The organism is Glutamicibacter halophytocola (assembly GCF_001302565.1).
GTDB lineage: Bacteria > Actinomycetota > Actinomycetes > Actinomycetales > Micrococcaceae > Glutamicibacter > Glutamicibacter halophytocola.
In genome coordinates this window covers 37,499-51,800 of sequence record NZ_CP012750.1, presented here as the reverse complement: position 1 = coordinate 51,800, position 14,302 = coordinate 37,499, and the positions used below count along the sequence as shown (strand labels likewise).

Sequence of the window (14,302 nt, the reverse complement as noted above, 5' to 3'; positions counted from 1 at the left end):
CATGAACCAGCAAACCACCGCGACAGCTGCCAAGGACGAAAGTTCCGCTTCGCCGCCAACAGCGCCAGCGGTGGTGCTGGTTGGCCTTAATGGTTTCGGACGCCAGCATCTGGCGAACATCGAACGTTTAGCCGGCGAAGAAAAGATTCGCTTCCTCGCTGGAATCGACCCCAAGGATCCGGGCAGCCAGGTTCGCGGGGAAAACACGCGAATCTTCAACACCTTCGAAGAGTTCCTTGAGTCGGGGCTGAAGCCAGACATCATCATTATTTCGACTCCAATAAGCACCCATGCGGATTTGGCCATGAAGGCCTTGGCAACCGGAGCCGACCTGTATCTGGAAAAGCCGCCGACGGCCACGTTGGGGCAGTACGAGACGCTGCTCGATGCCGCGCAAGCAGCCGGAGTCAATGTCCAGGTAGGGTTCCAGGCTTTGGGTTCTTTGGCTCTCCAGGCGGTGTCGGAGCTCTTTGGCGCCGGGGCAGAAAATTCTCCCATTGGCGCCCTGCGGGCGGTGGGCGCCAGCGGAAATTGGCTGCGCACCACGGGCTACTACAATCGTTCACTCTGGGCCGGGCACCGCCAACTCAACGGAGTTGAAATCGCAGACGGCGTGGTCACGAACCCGCTGGCCCATGCCGTGGCCAGCGCACTCCGGATTGCCGGGGCACAGCGCTCTGGCGACGTGGTCTCAGTAACCACGGATTTGTACCATGCCCACCAAATCGAAGCGGACGATACGTCAGTGGTGAAGGTGCAAACGAACACCGGCATTCCGCTCACCGCCGCTTTGACTGTCTGCGCGAAGGAACAGCAGGATCCCTGGATCACCATCTACGGAACCGAAGGTTCAGCCATCCTGTACTACACCCGCGATGAGCTGGTCATTCGCCCCAATCCTGATTTCGGCCGCCCCGAGACATCCAAGACTTTCAGCCGCGTGAACCTGCTGGAAAATCTTGTGGATGTCCGCCGTGGAACCGCGCCCCAGCTGCTCAGCTCGCTGGAATCTGCCGGAGCCTTCATGCGGGTCCTCGAGGAGATTCGCACCGGTTCCGAACCAGCTGGAATCCAGGAAGAACAGGTGATCCCGGCCGGGGAAGGCGAGGAATTCCACCCTGTCATCCCGAATATCGAGCAATTCATCGATCGTTCCGTGGCCGCGCAATCTGACTTCTCCTCACTCGGTGCCCCGTGGGCGGCCGAACCGGAGTCCAGCGGAAAATTCACACTGGAGAATCCATCCACCGAGCAGAAACAAACCGTTGCAAGGCTCCGCACCGGCAAGGACATTTCCGTCACCAACTCGCCGCGGCCATTCCTCGATGAGCTCAAGACAATGGGTGGGGTGCACATCAGCGATCAGCAGCCGCTGGACCACACCTGGCATCTGGGGGTCGGAGTGGCGTTGCAAGACGTCAATGGAAATAACTTCTGGGGCGGACGAACCTATACGCGCGCCGACTCGCGATACGTGTGGCGCCAAGACCATGGGCACATCCGTACTGTCGCGAATTCGTTTGCCCCCAACGGAAGTTCACTCAGCTCCCAGCTGGAGTGGGTAAGCCATCAGCAACACGTCTTGCTGGACGAACAACGCATAGTAGATTTCCGTGCTTTCAACCACCAATCCACTGGGGCAACCGGTTGGATCATGGATTTCACCTTCAGCCTGTCTGCACGCGAGGAATCAGTTTCCATCGGCTCGCCAGGATCTAATGGACGGCTTAATGGCGGATATGGCGGTTTTTTCTGGAGACTGCCCAAGGCCAATAACCCGGATATCTTCACCGAGACGGCATCAGGAGAGGAACAGGTCCACGGCTCGCGCAGTCCTTGGCTAGCCTTCGCCGCGGAATTTTCCTCGGATGCTGTCGGCCTGGCTCAACGAGATACAGGACACGGCGAGGCCACGCTCATCTTCTGCAGCGACGACGGCGACCCGTGGTTTGTCCGCAGCTCTGGCTATCCAGGTGTGGGAAGCTCGTTGGCATGGGATGCTCCACTCATATTGGAGCCCGGAGCTTCGCTGGCTCGCCACCTGCGCGTTCTGGTGGCTGATGGCCGCTGGAGCGGGCCAGCAGCCTCGTCGATTGCCCAGGAATACGGTTCAGATAGTCAGGAAGACGGAACATGCCCACAGCGGTAACAAGCGAGTACACGAAAAAGCATACTCAGCTCATGGCAATCATCCGGGCGCGGGGCGCGCAAGCAGTGTTGCTCTCCACCCCCGCCTCGCTCGCGTGGCTCCTCGACGGCGCGCGCACGCATGTTTCACTTGCTGCGCCTCCCGCCGCCCGGGTTTTGGTACACGCTGAAGGCTGCGAGCTAGCTACGTCAATCAGCGAAGCGCAGCGGCTGCAGGACGAAGAACTCAATGATCAGAGTCCGGTGAATCTCCACGTCACCAAATGGTACGAATCGCTGGATGAGGTCAGTGCCTGGTTCCCCGAAGCCGCAGACTGGGAGATTCTCGCAGAGTCCGAGATCGACCCGGAGCTCCGTGCCACGCGCACGGCATTAACTGCGGCAGAAGTGGACCGCTACCGCCAGCTGTGCCAGGACACGGCTTCAGTGATGACCGAGGTTTTGTCCGCCACATCCAGCGATGACACCGAATTTGAGGTCGCGGCCAAGCTTGCTGCTGGTGCCATGGAGCTGGGCGGAGAAGTGCTGGTGGCTCTGGTTAGCGGGTCCACCCGTGGTGAATATCGGCATCCGCTACCGACGAAGGCACCGCTGGGCCGCAGGGCCATGGCGGTGCTATGCGTAAGGCGGCACGGACTGATTGCCAATCTCACGCGCTGGGTTCGCTTCGAGCCGCCCACCGAGCAAGAAATTGCCGGGGAAAATGACATTCTTGGCGTCGAGGCAGACATCATTTCCGGCATCGCGGAAGACAGGGCCCTCGGTGAGCTGCTGCCCATCATCCAGCAAGCCTATCCAGCGCACGGCTTTGACGAGCTGGAGTGGACGCGACACCATCAGGGCGGAATTGCCGGCTTCAACGGCCGGGATCCACGCCTGGCTCCCGGAGCTACAGACCGGTTCCAGGCAAACCAGGCCTTCGCTTTCAACCCGAGCGCACAACGCAATGGGCAGACTTTTAAAGTCGAGGACACCATGCTGTTGACTGAATCCGGTGCCATCGAAGTTCTTAGCGTGGACCCTCATTGGCCAACGACTGTGGTCAACGGATTGCCCAGGCCCCAAGTGCTGCAACGATAAGCAGGCATGGAAAAACTGGTGGGTGAGGGGGAATCGGATTCCCCTCACCCACCAGTTTTCTCTGTGCTTAGGCTCTAGACCTTGGCTTTGAGCTCGGATCTCCAGCTTCTCTTCGGTTCCCAACCGATCACTTCGCGTGCTTTATCAATACTGAAGGCGGGGCTATCTCCGGTCAGGCCTGTTGCCAGCGACGCGAGCTCCGGGTAGATCTCAGGAATGATCTCCGAGAGTGGTCGAGTAGCCATGGCATCCCTGGCTCCCACGAAGAACACTGCACCATTGTCCACGCGGTCAAATCGCTCGAGCAGCAACAGCAGGAAGTCCGCAACGTCGCGGGCATCTACATAATTGAATAACGCCGGGGCTGATAGCTTCGGATCCTGCAAACGCTCGGCCACCGTGTGACCCTGCTGGGTCGGTGCTCCATCCCATTCTTCTTCTGCAATCACAAAGCAGGGACGGAAAGAAGCAAATTTGACCGGGCTCTGCGGCCCCATCTTGGCGGCGAACATGGCCGCGATCTGTTCAGCGACATACTTGGACAATCCATAGGCGTGCCACGGCCGCGGTGTTTCGTTTTCGTCCAGCGGGAGCTTTTCCGGAACCCAGCCACCGGGTGATCCGTAGCCCATGATCGATGGGCTGGAGGCCAGGACCACACGCGTCGCGCCCGACTCCACAGCGGCCGAGGTGACGTTGTGCGCGATGGTCGCGTTGGTCTGGAGCAGGACTTCTTCCGGAGCCATAAATGGTACGGCCATGGCCGCTAGCGAGACGACGGCCTGAGGAGAAATTTCCTTGAATGCTGTGTGCGTGGCTTCGGCATTCATCAGGTCAATGCTGCGGTAGTCAACTCCGGCCACTGGTTCTTCGGGTAGCCCGCGGTCCAGTGAAACCACAGCGTGTCCTGCAGCCGCGAAACCTTCGACTACCGCCCGTCCCAACCGGCCAGAACCTCCGGTAATAATTACTTTCTCACTCATGAATTCAATTACACCTGAACCTGTTCAACTGACGACAAATTAACACCAAGCCCGGCGTGTGCTACATCCACTAGCTCGCCGGTTTCCAAAGATTTGTTCCCGCAGATTCCCACGGCGATAGCACGCACTCCGTCCAAGAATCCGGCCTGCCGCGAATAGGCATCAACTTGGCGGCCTTCGAAAAGTTCTTGAAGCAGCAGCTTGTCACCACCACCATGCGATCCTTCCGAATTGATAATCGGAATTTCTTGTGCTTCCTGCCAGTGTCGCTGCACCACAAGGCGCTCTCCTTTGGAGCGCACTTTGCTGCTCTGGCCATCGTCGCTATAGGAGGGGTCGACGGGACTCCCACCTGACGCCGGCAGGACTGCTGCCCGTTCGACAACATCCAGTTCAAGCCGGCCTTCGGTTCCGTTAATAGCCACTCGGTATCCTTCCCAAGGGCTGTGCGCATTGAGCGAATAGGAGAGAATTGGCCCCTTCTCGTACTGAACGGTCAGGCTCAGATTGTCCTCAATGGATATTTGCCCATTAAAAACGCCTTGATCTCTCCGGTAGCCATCAAAATGCTCATTGGCCAAATACAGTTTTTCCAACCGCTCATCGCTGCGCAGATCAAGGTCAAAAGGCTCTTGGTCGCTCCGATCATGGGTACCGCGTTCGTGCGCTTCAAAGCCCCTGGCCGCAGCATTTTTTGGCCCGTAGAATTTCAGCCCGCCAGCGGCGAAGACGCTGTGCGGCGAGTCCTCGAGCCACCAGTTAACGAGGTCGAAGTGATGACTTGATTTATGGATCAGCAGCCCGCCGGAATTCTCTTTGAGGCGGTGCCAGCGGCGGAAGTAGTCCGCGCCGTGAACGGTATCGAGCATCCAGCTGAAGTCGATGGATGTCACCCGGCCAATCAGTCCGTCATCTATGGCTTTTTTCAAGGCCGTGTTTCTCGGTGAATACCGATAGTTAAAGGCCACAATCACTTCGCGGCCAGTGTCGGCCACGGCCTGTGCGATGCGGGCGGTGCTCTCAGCATCGATGGTCAACGGCTTTTCCACGATGACGTCGGCTCCGGCATACATGGAGGTGCAAATCAGTGACGCATGAGTATAGTCGGGCGTCGTGATGATGACCCGGTCGATGGAGTTCTCCTGGATGAAGGACTCCAGGTCTTCGGGGTCGAAGGAGCCTAGGCGTTCTCCAAAGGTCTGCTCGACAACATCTTGGTAGTACTCGATGCGGCCCGGGTTCGTGTCCGCCAAGGCGACCAATTCAGCGACGCCGTTGTGATCTCCGAGCATGGAAGTGATGTACATTTCGCATCTGTTCCCGGCACCGATCAGCACGTAGCGCGTGCGCGTTGTTGTTCCCATGTGTTTTCTCCTTAGCTATGGACCGCAATGATTGCGTAAGTATCAAACATGCGAATGGCCCAGATTCTGAAGCTCCGGGCCAGTCGCACATGCTTATTTGATGCCAGTCGTGGCGATTCCCTTGACCAAATACTTCTGGCCGAAGAGGAAGGCGAGGAAGACCGGGATGAGGGTAACAATCGACATGGCGAACAATGCGCCCCAATTCGATTCACCCGTGGAGTCGATGAACGCGTTGAGCGCCACCTGCACGGTGTAATTGCTCGGATTGGTCAGGTAAATCAGCGAGGTGAAGAAGTCACTCCAAGTCCAGATGAAGGTGAAGATCGCTGTCGTGGCCAATGCCGGAACCATGAGCGGCAAGATCACCTGCAGGAAGATCCGGGGGTGCCCGGCACCATCGATGCGGGCAGCTTCGTCCATGTCCTTGGGAATGCCGCGGATGAACTGGATCATGAGGAAAATGAAGAACCCGTCGGTTGCCAACAACTTCGGGACAATGATTGGCCAGAAGGTATTGACCCACCCGATCTGCGAGAACATCACGTACTGGGGCACGATGATTACGTGGATCGGAAGCATGATCGTCATGAGCATGAGCACGAACATGATTTTCTTGAACTTGAACTCAAGCCGGGCGAATGCGTACGCCGCCATGGAACACGAGACCAGATTGCCGACAATGCAACCAAGGACCAGAATGGCCGAGTTCAACAGGTACTTGCTGAATGGCTCGGACAGGGCATCCCATCCGTTGGGGTAGTTGTTCCAATCCACCTGCGAAATGACAAGGCCCGCTTCACGGAAAATCAGATCATTGGGCCGGAAGGAGCTGGCGACCATCCACAGAAGCGGATAGATCATCACGCCCGCTGCCACGATCAGCAACGCGTGTTTCACGATGGAACGAAACGGCGTCCGCACCTTTGGCCGGTGGCCCTTGACTCTGCGTCCCCTGGCGTCGGTTCCACCAGCCGGCAGTTTACCTTCCAGCATCTTCTCTTCGTCGAGAACATGGCCCTGCCCTGCTTGGCCAAGATCTTCAGACTGCGGTAGTGAAGTTTGATTAGTCATCGTAGAACACCCAATACTTTGAAACGAAGAAGTTCACGGCAGTGAAAGTACCGACTATGAGGACCAGAAGCCAAGCCATGGCCGAGGCGTATCCCATATCGAATTGCTTGAAGCCTTGCTGATACAGATACAGAGTGAAGAACATCGTGGAGTCAGCCGGTCCACCCGAGCCATTGGAAACGATGAAGGCCTGGGTGAAGTTCTGGAATGCTCCGATAATCTGCAAAACGAGGTTGAAGAAGATAATCGGGCTAATCATCGGAAGCGTAATGCTGCGGAACTGACGCCATTTGGTTGCACCATCAATAGATGCGGCTTCGTAGTACATGGCGGGCACTTGGCGCAGGCCGGCCAAGAAGATCACCATCGGCGACCCGAAGGTCCACACGTTGAGCAAGATCAGGCTTCCAAGGGAAGTATTCGGATCTGAAATCCAGCCAATGCCCTGAATGCCTACAAGATCGAGCATCTGGTTGACCAGACCGGTGGTTCCAAAGATCTGCTTCCACAGCACTGCGATGGCCACGGACGAACCGAGCATTGAAGGCAGATAAAAAACTGATCGGTAGAACGACAGTCCGCGCATGCCCCGGTCCAGCAGGATGGCCACGCCGAGTGCAACGGCCAGCTGCAGCGGGACGCCGACCAGGACGTAAATGAAGGTCACTCGCAGCGAATTGTGCAGCCGCTGGTCTTCGAGCATTCGCTGGATGTTGTCAAAGCCGGTGAATTCCGGTGATTGCAACAGGTTGTAATCAGTGAAGGCGAGGTACAGCGACATCGCCATCGGCCCTAGGGTGACCAGGAAAAGCCCTATCGTCCATGGTATGAGGAAGATATGAGCGGCTTTATTGTCTTTTGCAGGAGCCTTTCGGCCCTTGGCCTTGCTCAGGTTTTGCAATTCGGCAATGGCACTCACTGGCCATCACCTCCTTTCATCAGAACGCTAAGGTGCCCCTTATGAATCGGGACCGACATGACTGACTCCTTGCTTCAAAAATGCTTCGCCAACATGCTTTGGAATGCGCTTTCCAATCTCTATTCCACAACGCTAAACTAAAGAGCAACGTGAGGTCAACCACATTGGCGAGATGACTGGCCACAGGGGCATTGTCATCTTTAATGCCGATTGGCAATCCAAGTGGGTACTCTTGGAAAGCACCCGAGATTCAAATAAGGATTCATAAATTGTCACAAGTCAGAGCAGGATTTAAAGATGCGATTGAGTCCATAGAACTCTATCTAGTTTCGCTGCCATTTGACGCGGCGCGTCGCGAAACCGAAGATTCCAATGCGGAATCAATCGATACTTTCAATGCATCATCGAGGACCTTCACCCAGATGGAATCCTTGATCGTAAAAATAACCACGGCCCAGGGACTTGTTGGCTGGGGGGAAGGGTTCGGCCACAAGGCCAATCCAGCCACGTGGGCAGCGCTTGAGCATATCGTCGCTCCTTTCTTCTTAGGTCGAACCACCGAGTTGGACCAATGCCTGCCCGCTGCGGAATACGCCTTTCATGCATTCGGACGCACCGGGCCAATCCACTACGCACTATCCGCTATTGATATCGCCCTATGGGATATCGCGTCGAAGCAAGCCGGCAAGTCCCTCCGCGAATTCATTGATGCCGATGCCCGCCATGAGATCAACGCCTACGCATCGCTGGTTCATTATGCGGAGGACCCGGCAGAAGTTTCCTTCCATCTCTCGCGCGCCATGTCCCGGGGGTTCAAGGCGTTCAAGTTGCACGAATCGTTGAAACCAGCCATTCAGGCAGCGCGGCAAACCGTCGGGGATTACCCGTTGATGGTCGACGTGAACTGCAAATGGCAATTGCCGGAAGCCCGTTCGGCTTTTGAACAGCTTTCTGACATGAATCTTCTATGGATCGAAGAGCCCGTATTTCCTCCAGATGATTCGCAGTCCCTGCAAGAGCTGAATTCCGAATTCAGCAATGTTTCAGGCGGCGAGAACCACTCGGGAGTCCACGGTCTGATCAATGACATGGAGCGCGGAGCAATCGAGTTCGCACAACCGAGCATTGGCAAAATCGGCGGCGTCAGCGCAATGCTGCAAGTGCGAGAGGCCGGCAAGAGACTTGACGCCCACGTCATTCCCCATTGTTTCTATTACGGTCCAGCTCTTCTGGCCAGTGCCCAGATCATTGCCCTGGATCCTGCGGTGCGCCTGCAAGACGGCCAAGCACGTCCAGAGCTGGAAGTCCCCTTCTTGAACTGGGAAAAGCAACTGCACCCTTGGCATGCACCGCATCAAGGCCTTCTTAGCGCCGACGGCACCTTGCCCCTGCCAACGGCTCCAGGAATCGGCTTCGAGCCTGATACCGAAGTAATGAGCCAGCACACGATCAAGTACTGCTCCCTCGGTACGGCCGAATAGGCCCTCGAACAGAACTAGCTGGGCAAGCTTTCCCGAGAAAGCTTGCCCAGCACGATCAGTTACCTGCTGAAGTCGTCGCTGCTGGCTCCCGCAGCCAGCTCCCGATCCCTGGTTTCTTCGGTAATGGCCTTCATCCGCCGGTCGGTAAGCGGGTACAAGAAGTACAGCACTGCCGCGGCAACAAGCAACGCCAGGCATGGGTATAGGGTCTGCAAGACTTTCATTCCAGACAGCGCAGCTTCGCTCTGAGCCGCATTCGGGACATACCCGATAGCGCTTAATCCGAATCCAGCCAAACCACCCGCAACCGACTGGGCAATCTTTCTCGAGAAGTTGAACATCGAATAGGTGATGCCTTCTCGACGGGCCCCATTCTTCCAATGCCCAAAATCAATGACGTCGCAAACCATGGCCCAGGTGATCCCGTTAGGCAACGCAACTCCGATGAACGACAAGCTGAAAAGGATCGTGAACAGAATCGGGGTGGTTGGCAAGATGAAATTCAATGCATCTGCGACGATCGCCAGGCCGAATCCAAGCAAGGCAGTGTTCTTCTTCCCAATGAACCTAGTCAATACGGGAATCAAGAGAATGCCTATAATCGATGAGCCGATGCTGATGACGTTGACGAAGGGAAGCAAAGTGACATCGCCAAGGTAGTACTGCGTGAAGTACACGATCATCGATGTCTTCACGTTGTAAGCGGAAATCGAGAATATGGTCATCAGAATAATCGTCAGCAACGGCCGATTTCCAACGATGGCACCGGCAAATCCCTTGAGCGTGAGTTTTTCAGCGGATCGCACCACGGGAACATTTTCATTCGTGCCGCGGAACGTGGCGAAGAAGCAAAGAACACCGGTGACAGCCATAGCCCCGGCGGCGAAGGCGTAGCCAACTCGTTCGGAGTCAAAGGCCAGCACAATTGGCAAGAAAGCCACACCTGTAATCAGCAGCGCCGACACCGATCCCGCCTGGCGGAACGAGGCTAGCTTGGCTCGTTCGACAGGTTCCTGCGTCATGACCGAAGCCAGGGATCCATAGGGAATATTCGTGAAGGAATACAGCACGCCCCACGCCATGTAGGACGCGTAGGCGTAAACGAGGTTGACGCCTTCGGACAGGCCTGGCGTCAAGAACGTGAAGATAGTCAGGACCGCCAGGGCAATGGAGGAAAAGAACATCACTCCCCTGAATCGTCCAGAACGCCCGACTTTGCGCCGGCCATCGATGGCCGTGCCAGCCAACGGGTCCATGAACGCATCAAAAAGCTTGGTGACGACGAAGACCGTTGCCGCCGCTGCCGCGGGCAGTCCAGCGACATCGGTGTAGAACTTCAGAAGATAGGCCTGGCCCAGGTCGAACATGAAACCGTTGCCGAGGTCTCCCATTCCATAGGAGATCTTCTCCTTGAGCGAGAGCCGTCCCTCTTTGAGGTCGGCTCCCCGTTGAGTCGCGGTGAGGTTGCCTGCCATTCAAGTAATCCTTTTTCTACGCGCAATGCGGGTTCTGTCAAAAACGCCTGCCTGAATTAGCGACGTTGCTGATTTCATATCGGCAAGCGTCACCCTGCGGGAGGTGAAATCGGTGCCTGAATGCGTAGAACCACCCATGCAGGGCAATTTTGCATTCATGATGAAAACGTTCACATTAATGTAACCCGCATTACAGCGTGAGACCAAGCCCACACCGAATAAACAAGGGAGAAAACGTAATCTTCGCTAAACAGCTAGACTTTCAACCAAAGGGTTGGGAGGACACATCGATGTCAAAATCAATGACCATTAGGGACGTTGCCAAGGCTGCCGGAGTATCGCCAGCAACGGTGTCCCGGACTTTTGTGCACCCGGAAAAGGTCGAATCGGTCACCCGCGACAGGATTTTGGCACTCGCCAAGGAGATGAATTATCGGCCTAATGCGGCCGCGCGTTCGCTGATCACCGGGCTCACTGGAAATATCGGCATCGTAGTACCCGACCTGACGAACCCGTTCTTCCCGACAATCGTGAGATCAGTTCAGCGCAAGGCAGAGCAGCTTGGCTATTCCGCCCTGCTCGTGGATACAGGCGAAGACGTGCAGCATGAACCTGAACTGACGGAAAATCTGGCCCGCCAGGTTGATGGCCTCGTCCTATGCTCGCCACGGATGTCCGATGAAAAGCTCATTGAAATCTCCAGTCGATATCCCCTGGTGATGATCAACCGCGAAATCCCCGAAGTTCCGGCAGTTACCATCGACAACCGCAGTGGAATTGCCCAGGAGGTCGCGCACCTCAAGGCGCTGGGGCACCACCGCATCGGCTACGTTGCAGGCCCGGAAACCAGCTATTCCTGCCTGATTCGACAGCAGGCCGCTTCCGAGCTGTTGGCTGAAGCTGGGCTGGAAGAAGTATCTATCGGCAGGTTTGAACCCACTTTTGATGGGGGGCGCAGTGCTGCCCAGCAGGTCCTCTTGTCCTCTGTTACCGCCGTCATGGTCTACAACGATGTCATGGCTTTGGGGCTCATCAACCAGCTGACCCAGTTCGGGGTCAACGTGCCGGAGAATTTGACGGTTGTCGGCTACGACGACATCGAGTTTTCTTCGATGTCATCTCCCGCGCTTTCCACCGTGCACGTTCCGCGCAATGATTCCGGGGTCTTGGCCATGGACTATCTGGATGCCCTGCTGCGCCATGGAGCTAACGCACCACAAGTGCCTGCGCGGCTGCCAACCCAGTTCATCTTCCGCGAGACTTCGCGGCGCCTGGGCTCGCCGCTCGTCGCGCAGTAGATCGAACCTAGCCGCTCAATTTTCGCGAAACGCATGAAACCGTTTTCATCCGCTGCGTCAGGATCCAAGCACCTTCATTAGCAGCTCCGCGTCATCGCTCATGATGGCATCGACATTCTGGTCAACGAGCAGCTTCATGGTTGGCTCATCGTTAATCACCCAAACGTGCACCTGCGCACCAGCGCGCTGGACGGCCTTGGTGAAGCGACGCGTAGCCACGGGCAGCCAGGCCTGCTTAAACGGCACCTGCACCGCCCAGAAGCCTTTGACCAGCCTCTGGGGAACCCAGCCGAAAAGGTGGGCGCAGAGCCAAATCAGGATGATTTCACGTTGCCCCGGCGAGCGCCTGATGGGGGCAGAGAGCAAGTGGGACACCGCGTGGCTGCGCGCGCTGGAGAATGAGGCCAGCGCGATTTGCTGATGTGCTCCGCGCCGTTCAATCAACTCGGCCAGCGGGCCAATGACTTGCTCGTCTTTGACATCGAGGTTCACGATCCGCGCTTGCGGAACAGCATCCAGCAGTTCATCCAGCGTGCACAGCGGTTCACCCCCGGCGGTGACCTGCGCGAGCTCTTCATCGGTGCGCTCGCCAAATTTGCCGGTGGCATCGGTAATCCGATCCAGCGTCTCATCGTGGAACAGGTAGACGGTGCCATCGGCCGAGGCATGCACATCGGATTCCAAATGAGTCACTCCCAGTTCCACTGCGCGCTGGAAGGCAAGGAGCGTATTCTCTTCATCGGACCGGCGCACCCCGCGGTGCGTGAATGCGTAGGTCATTTCAATAAGTCCTCGATGACTTGGGCGACACCGTCTTCAGCCAATGGCGGTGCGCAATAACGGGCGGTTGCCAGCGTCGTGGGATGCCCCGAGGCCATGGCGTAGCCGTGGCCGGCAAATTCGAGCATCTGGATGTCGTTGGGCATATCCCCGAAAGCCATGACTTCAGACGGGTCGATGTCCAGGCGCTGGCAGTATTCGTTCAGGGTTCTGGCCTTGTGGATGTCCACGTGGGCCATCTCCAGCAGGGACACGTCAAAGGCGGAGTGGGTGATGGAAACCAGGTGGCTGAGCTGGGGCCTGACTGCGGCATAGAAGTCGTCGATGGCCAGGTGCTGGGAGCGGGCAAGGAATTTGACGATGCCTTCTTGGTCAATGGCATCCGACGACAAATCCAGCACGTCCTGCACGCCGAAATTATGATGGCGATCGGCAAAGCCCTCGCCAAGATGCAGGCCCTTGGTGGTTTCAGCGGCAAAGGCCGCCTCGGGTTCGATCTGCGAAATAATCGCGGCCGCTTCCCGCGCCTTGGCTGCGCTCAGCGTCCGGGACCAGATCACCTCGTCGTGTTCCAGGTCGTAGAGCACCGCGCCGTTGGAACAGATCACGGTCCCCAGGCCGCCAAATGCTTCGATGATCGGGGTCAGCCAGCGAAAGGGCCTGCCGGTCACGAAAACGATCTGGATCCCGGCCTTCCGGGCATCCAAAAAGGCTTGCCGGGTGCGTGGAGAAATCTTGCCGTCGGGGGCGACGATGGTCCCGTCCAGGTCTGAGGCGATCAGCTTGATCACCCTAGAGCTCCTCGCGCCGCGGCGGGTTGGCGCCGGCCCGCTGAACGGTCACGGCAGCCGCTTTGGCCGCAAATTCAAGGGCTTGGGAAAGTTCGCTGATCTGCAGCTGGCCAAGCTTTTTGCGGTGGGCAGCACCAATCATGCCGTGCTCGGCAAGCCAGCACAGCAGGGCCGCGGTAAAGGTGTCACCGGCGCCCACCGTGTCGGTGACTTCTACGGAGGGCGCAATGAACTCGGCATCCCCGGCGCGCACCACGCCCCAGGAACCACGCGATCCGGCGGTGGAGACGACAATGGCCGGCCCCATATCCAGCCAGGCACGGGCCGACTCCTGGACCGAGCGCATCGGGTACATCCACTTCAGGTCGATGCCCGAAACCCGAACGACATCGGCCTGGCCGACGAAGCGTTCCACCTCGGCCACCGTCTGGGCATGATTGGTCACCAGGGACGGGCGCAGGTTCGGGTCATAGCTGATGGTTGCGTGGGTGCGGGCTGCAGACAGCAGCGGCAGCAGCTCCTCGGGACTGAACAAGGTGGCGATAGAGCCGGTATGCACCAGCTCGACATCCTGCGGCAGTTCCGGTCCGATGGTCGGCATCTGCCAGTAGGCGTTGAAGGCGAAGGCCGCGCCGCCGGCGGGATCAAGGATGCCGTGGGCGATGACCGTCGCCTCTTCGTCGGCCCCGCCGAGGTATTTGACGTTGTTGCCCTTGAGGTATTCCTCGATCTTCCGGCCCTTGTCATCGGCGCCCCACCGCGAGATCAAGGTTCCGGGGTAGCCCAGGCGGGCCAGTGATACCGCGACGTTCAGCGGGCTGCCGCCAACAAATTCCTGGGCCGGGGCGATGCCCGAGGCCAGGACGTCAACGAGGGCTTCACCGATCACGGTCGGGTTCATGCTGCTCC

12 protein-coding genes are annotated in these 14,302 nt (G+C 57.6%); 4 read left to right on the top strand and 8 right to left on the bottom strand.

What is annotated here, in order from left to right; genetic code table 11:
• The first annotated feature begins 1 nt into the window (after position 1).
• Positions 2–2,149 carry a DUF6807 family protein gene (locus tag AOZ07_RS00250; protein ID WP_060700175.1) on the top strand — a complete coding sequence of 716 codons (2,148 nt, stop codon included), beginning with the start codon at positions 2–4 and terminating at the stop codon, positions 2,147–2,149.
• Positions 2,150–2,181: 32 nt separating this feature from the next.
• A complete protein-coding gene (locus tag AOZ07_RS00245; protein WP_060700174.1) occupies positions 2,182–3,228 on the top strand; it encodes a M24 family metallopeptidase in 1,047 nt (348 codons plus the stop codon).
• 74 nt (positions 3,229–3,302) lie between these two features.
• On the opposite strand, the gene AOZ07_RS00240 is transcribed toward AOZ07_RS00245, so the two are convergent.
• The 4 genes from AOZ07_RS00240 to AOZ07_RS00225 all read right to left on the bottom strand — a co-directional run bounded on the left by AOZ07_RS00240 (position 3,303) and on the right by AOZ07_RS00225 (position 7,568).
• A complete protein-coding gene (locus tag AOZ07_RS00240; protein ID WP_060700173.1) occupies positions 3,303–4,211 on the bottom strand; it encodes an NAD-dependent epimerase/dehydratase family protein in 909 nt (302 codons plus the stop codon).
• Between the two features lie 8 nt (positions 4,212–4,219).
• Positions 4,220–5,575, bottom strand: coding sequence for a Gfo/Idh/MocA family protein (locus AOZ07_RS00235; RefSeq protein ID WP_060700172.1), 1,356 nt, complete (start codon positions 5,573–5,575; stop codon positions 4,220–4,222).
• Between the two features lie 93 nt (positions 5,576–5,668).
• Positions 5,669–6,649 (bottom strand): carbohydrate ABC transporter permease, encoded by a 981-nt coding sequence (locus AOZ07_RS00230; RefSeq protein WP_075972374.1) that lies wholly within the window; start codon positions 6,647–6,649, stop codon positions 5,669–5,671.
• Positions 6,642–7,568: a carbohydrate ABC transporter permease gene (locus AOZ07_RS00225; protein WP_060700171.1), complete on the bottom strand. Its 927-nt coding sequence runs from the start codon at positions 7,566–7,568 to the stop codon at positions 6,642–6,644. Before AOZ07_RS00225 ends, AOZ07_RS00230 begins: the two co-directional genes overlap by 8 nt.
• A gap of 203 nt (positions 7,569–7,771) precedes the next feature.
• Between AOZ07_RS00225 and AOZ07_RS00220 the strand changes: the two genes are divergently transcribed.
• The gene (locus AOZ07_RS00220; protein ID WP_084793080.1) at positions 7,772–9,049 is read left to right on the top strand and encodes a mandelate racemase/muconate lactonizing enzyme family protein; all 1,278 of its coding nucleotides are present in this window, start codon (positions 7,772–7,774) and stop codon (positions 9,047–9,049) included.
• A 59-nt stretch (positions 9,050–9,108) separates the two neighbouring features.
• Here the strand turns inward: AOZ07_RS00220 and AOZ07_RS00215 are convergent, their stop codons facing one another.
• Positions 9,109–10,524: a glycoside-pentoside-hexuronide (GPH):cation symporter gene (locus tag AOZ07_RS00215; RefSeq protein WP_060700170.1), complete on the bottom strand. Its 1,416-nt coding sequence runs from the start codon at positions 10,522–10,524 to the stop codon at positions 9,109–9,111.
• Between the two features lie 290 nt (positions 10,525–10,814).
• On the opposite strand from AOZ07_RS00215, the gene AOZ07_RS00210 reads away from it, so the two are divergent.
• Positions 10,815–11,822 carry a LacI family DNA-binding transcriptional regulator gene (locus AOZ07_RS00210; protein WP_075972373.1) on the top strand — a complete coding sequence of 336 codons (1,008 nt, stop codon included), beginning with the start codon at positions 10,815–10,817 and terminating at the stop codon, positions 11,820–11,822.
• Positions 11,823–11,879: 57 nt separating this feature from the next.
• On the opposite strand, the gene AOZ07_RS00205 is transcribed toward AOZ07_RS00210, so the two are convergent.
• From AOZ07_RS00205 to AOZ07_RS00195, 3 genes are read right to left on the bottom strand one after another with little or no spacing between them, the layout of a single operon-like run.
• Positions 11,880–12,602, bottom strand: coding sequence for a glycerophosphodiester phosphodiesterase family protein (locus AOZ07_RS00205; protein ID WP_060700168.1), 723 nt, complete (start codon positions 12,600–12,602; stop codon positions 11,880–11,882).
• Entirely contained in the window at positions 12,599–13,393 is a 795-nt protein-coding gene (locus AOZ07_RS00200; RefSeq protein WP_060700167.1) for a Cof-type HAD-IIB family hydrolase, read from the bottom strand. Before AOZ07_RS00200 ends, AOZ07_RS00205 begins: the two co-directional genes overlap by 4 nt.
• Before the next feature lies 1 nt (position 13,394).
• Complete coding sequence (locus AOZ07_RS00195) at positions 13,395–14,294, bottom strand: PfkB family carbohydrate kinase (protein WP_060700166.1); 900 nt, start codon at positions 14,292–14,294, stop codon at positions 13,395–13,397.
• Positions 14,295–14,302 lie beyond the last annotated feature (8 nt).

Coding starts and splice junctions, on each gene's coding strand:
- AOZ07_RS00230 (WP_075972374.1), bottom strand. CDS start 6,649: ATGACTAATCAAACTTCACTACCGCAGTCTGAAGATCTTGGCCAAGCA.
- AOZ07_RS00215 (WP_060700170.1), bottom strand. CDS start 10,524: ATGGCAGGCAACCTCACCGCGACTCAACGGGGAGCCGACCTCAAAGAG.
- AOZ07_RS00210 (WP_075972373.1), top strand. CDS start 10,815: ATGTCAAAATCAATGACCATTAGGGACGTTGCCAAGGCTGCCGGAGTA.
- AOZ07_RS00205 (WP_060700168.1), bottom strand. CDS start 12,602: ATGACCTACGCATTCACGCACCGCGGGGTGCGCCGGTCCGATGAAGAG.
- AOZ07_RS00250 (WP_060700175.1), top strand. CDS start 2: ATGAACCAGCAAACCACCGCGACAGCTGCCAAGGACGAAAGTTCCGCT.
- AOZ07_RS00195 (WP_060700166.1), bottom strand. CDS start 14,294: ATGAACCCGACCGTGATCGGTGAAGCCCTCGTTGACGTCCTGGCCTCG.
- AOZ07_RS00235 (WP_060700172.1), bottom strand. CDS start 5,575: ATGGGAACAACAACGCGCACGCGCTACGTGCTGATCGGTGCCGGGAAC.
- AOZ07_RS00240 (WP_060700173.1), bottom strand. CDS start 4,211: ATGAGTGAGAAAGTAATTATTACCGGAGGTTCTGGCCGGTTGGGACGG.
- AOZ07_RS00220 (WP_084793080.1), top strand. CDS start 7,772: ATGCCGATTGGCAATCCAAGTGGGTACTCTTGGAAAGCACCCGAGATT.
- AOZ07_RS00245 (WP_060700174.1), top strand. CDS start 2,182: ATGGCAATCATCCGGGCGCGGGGCGCGCAAGCAGTGTTGCTCTCCACC.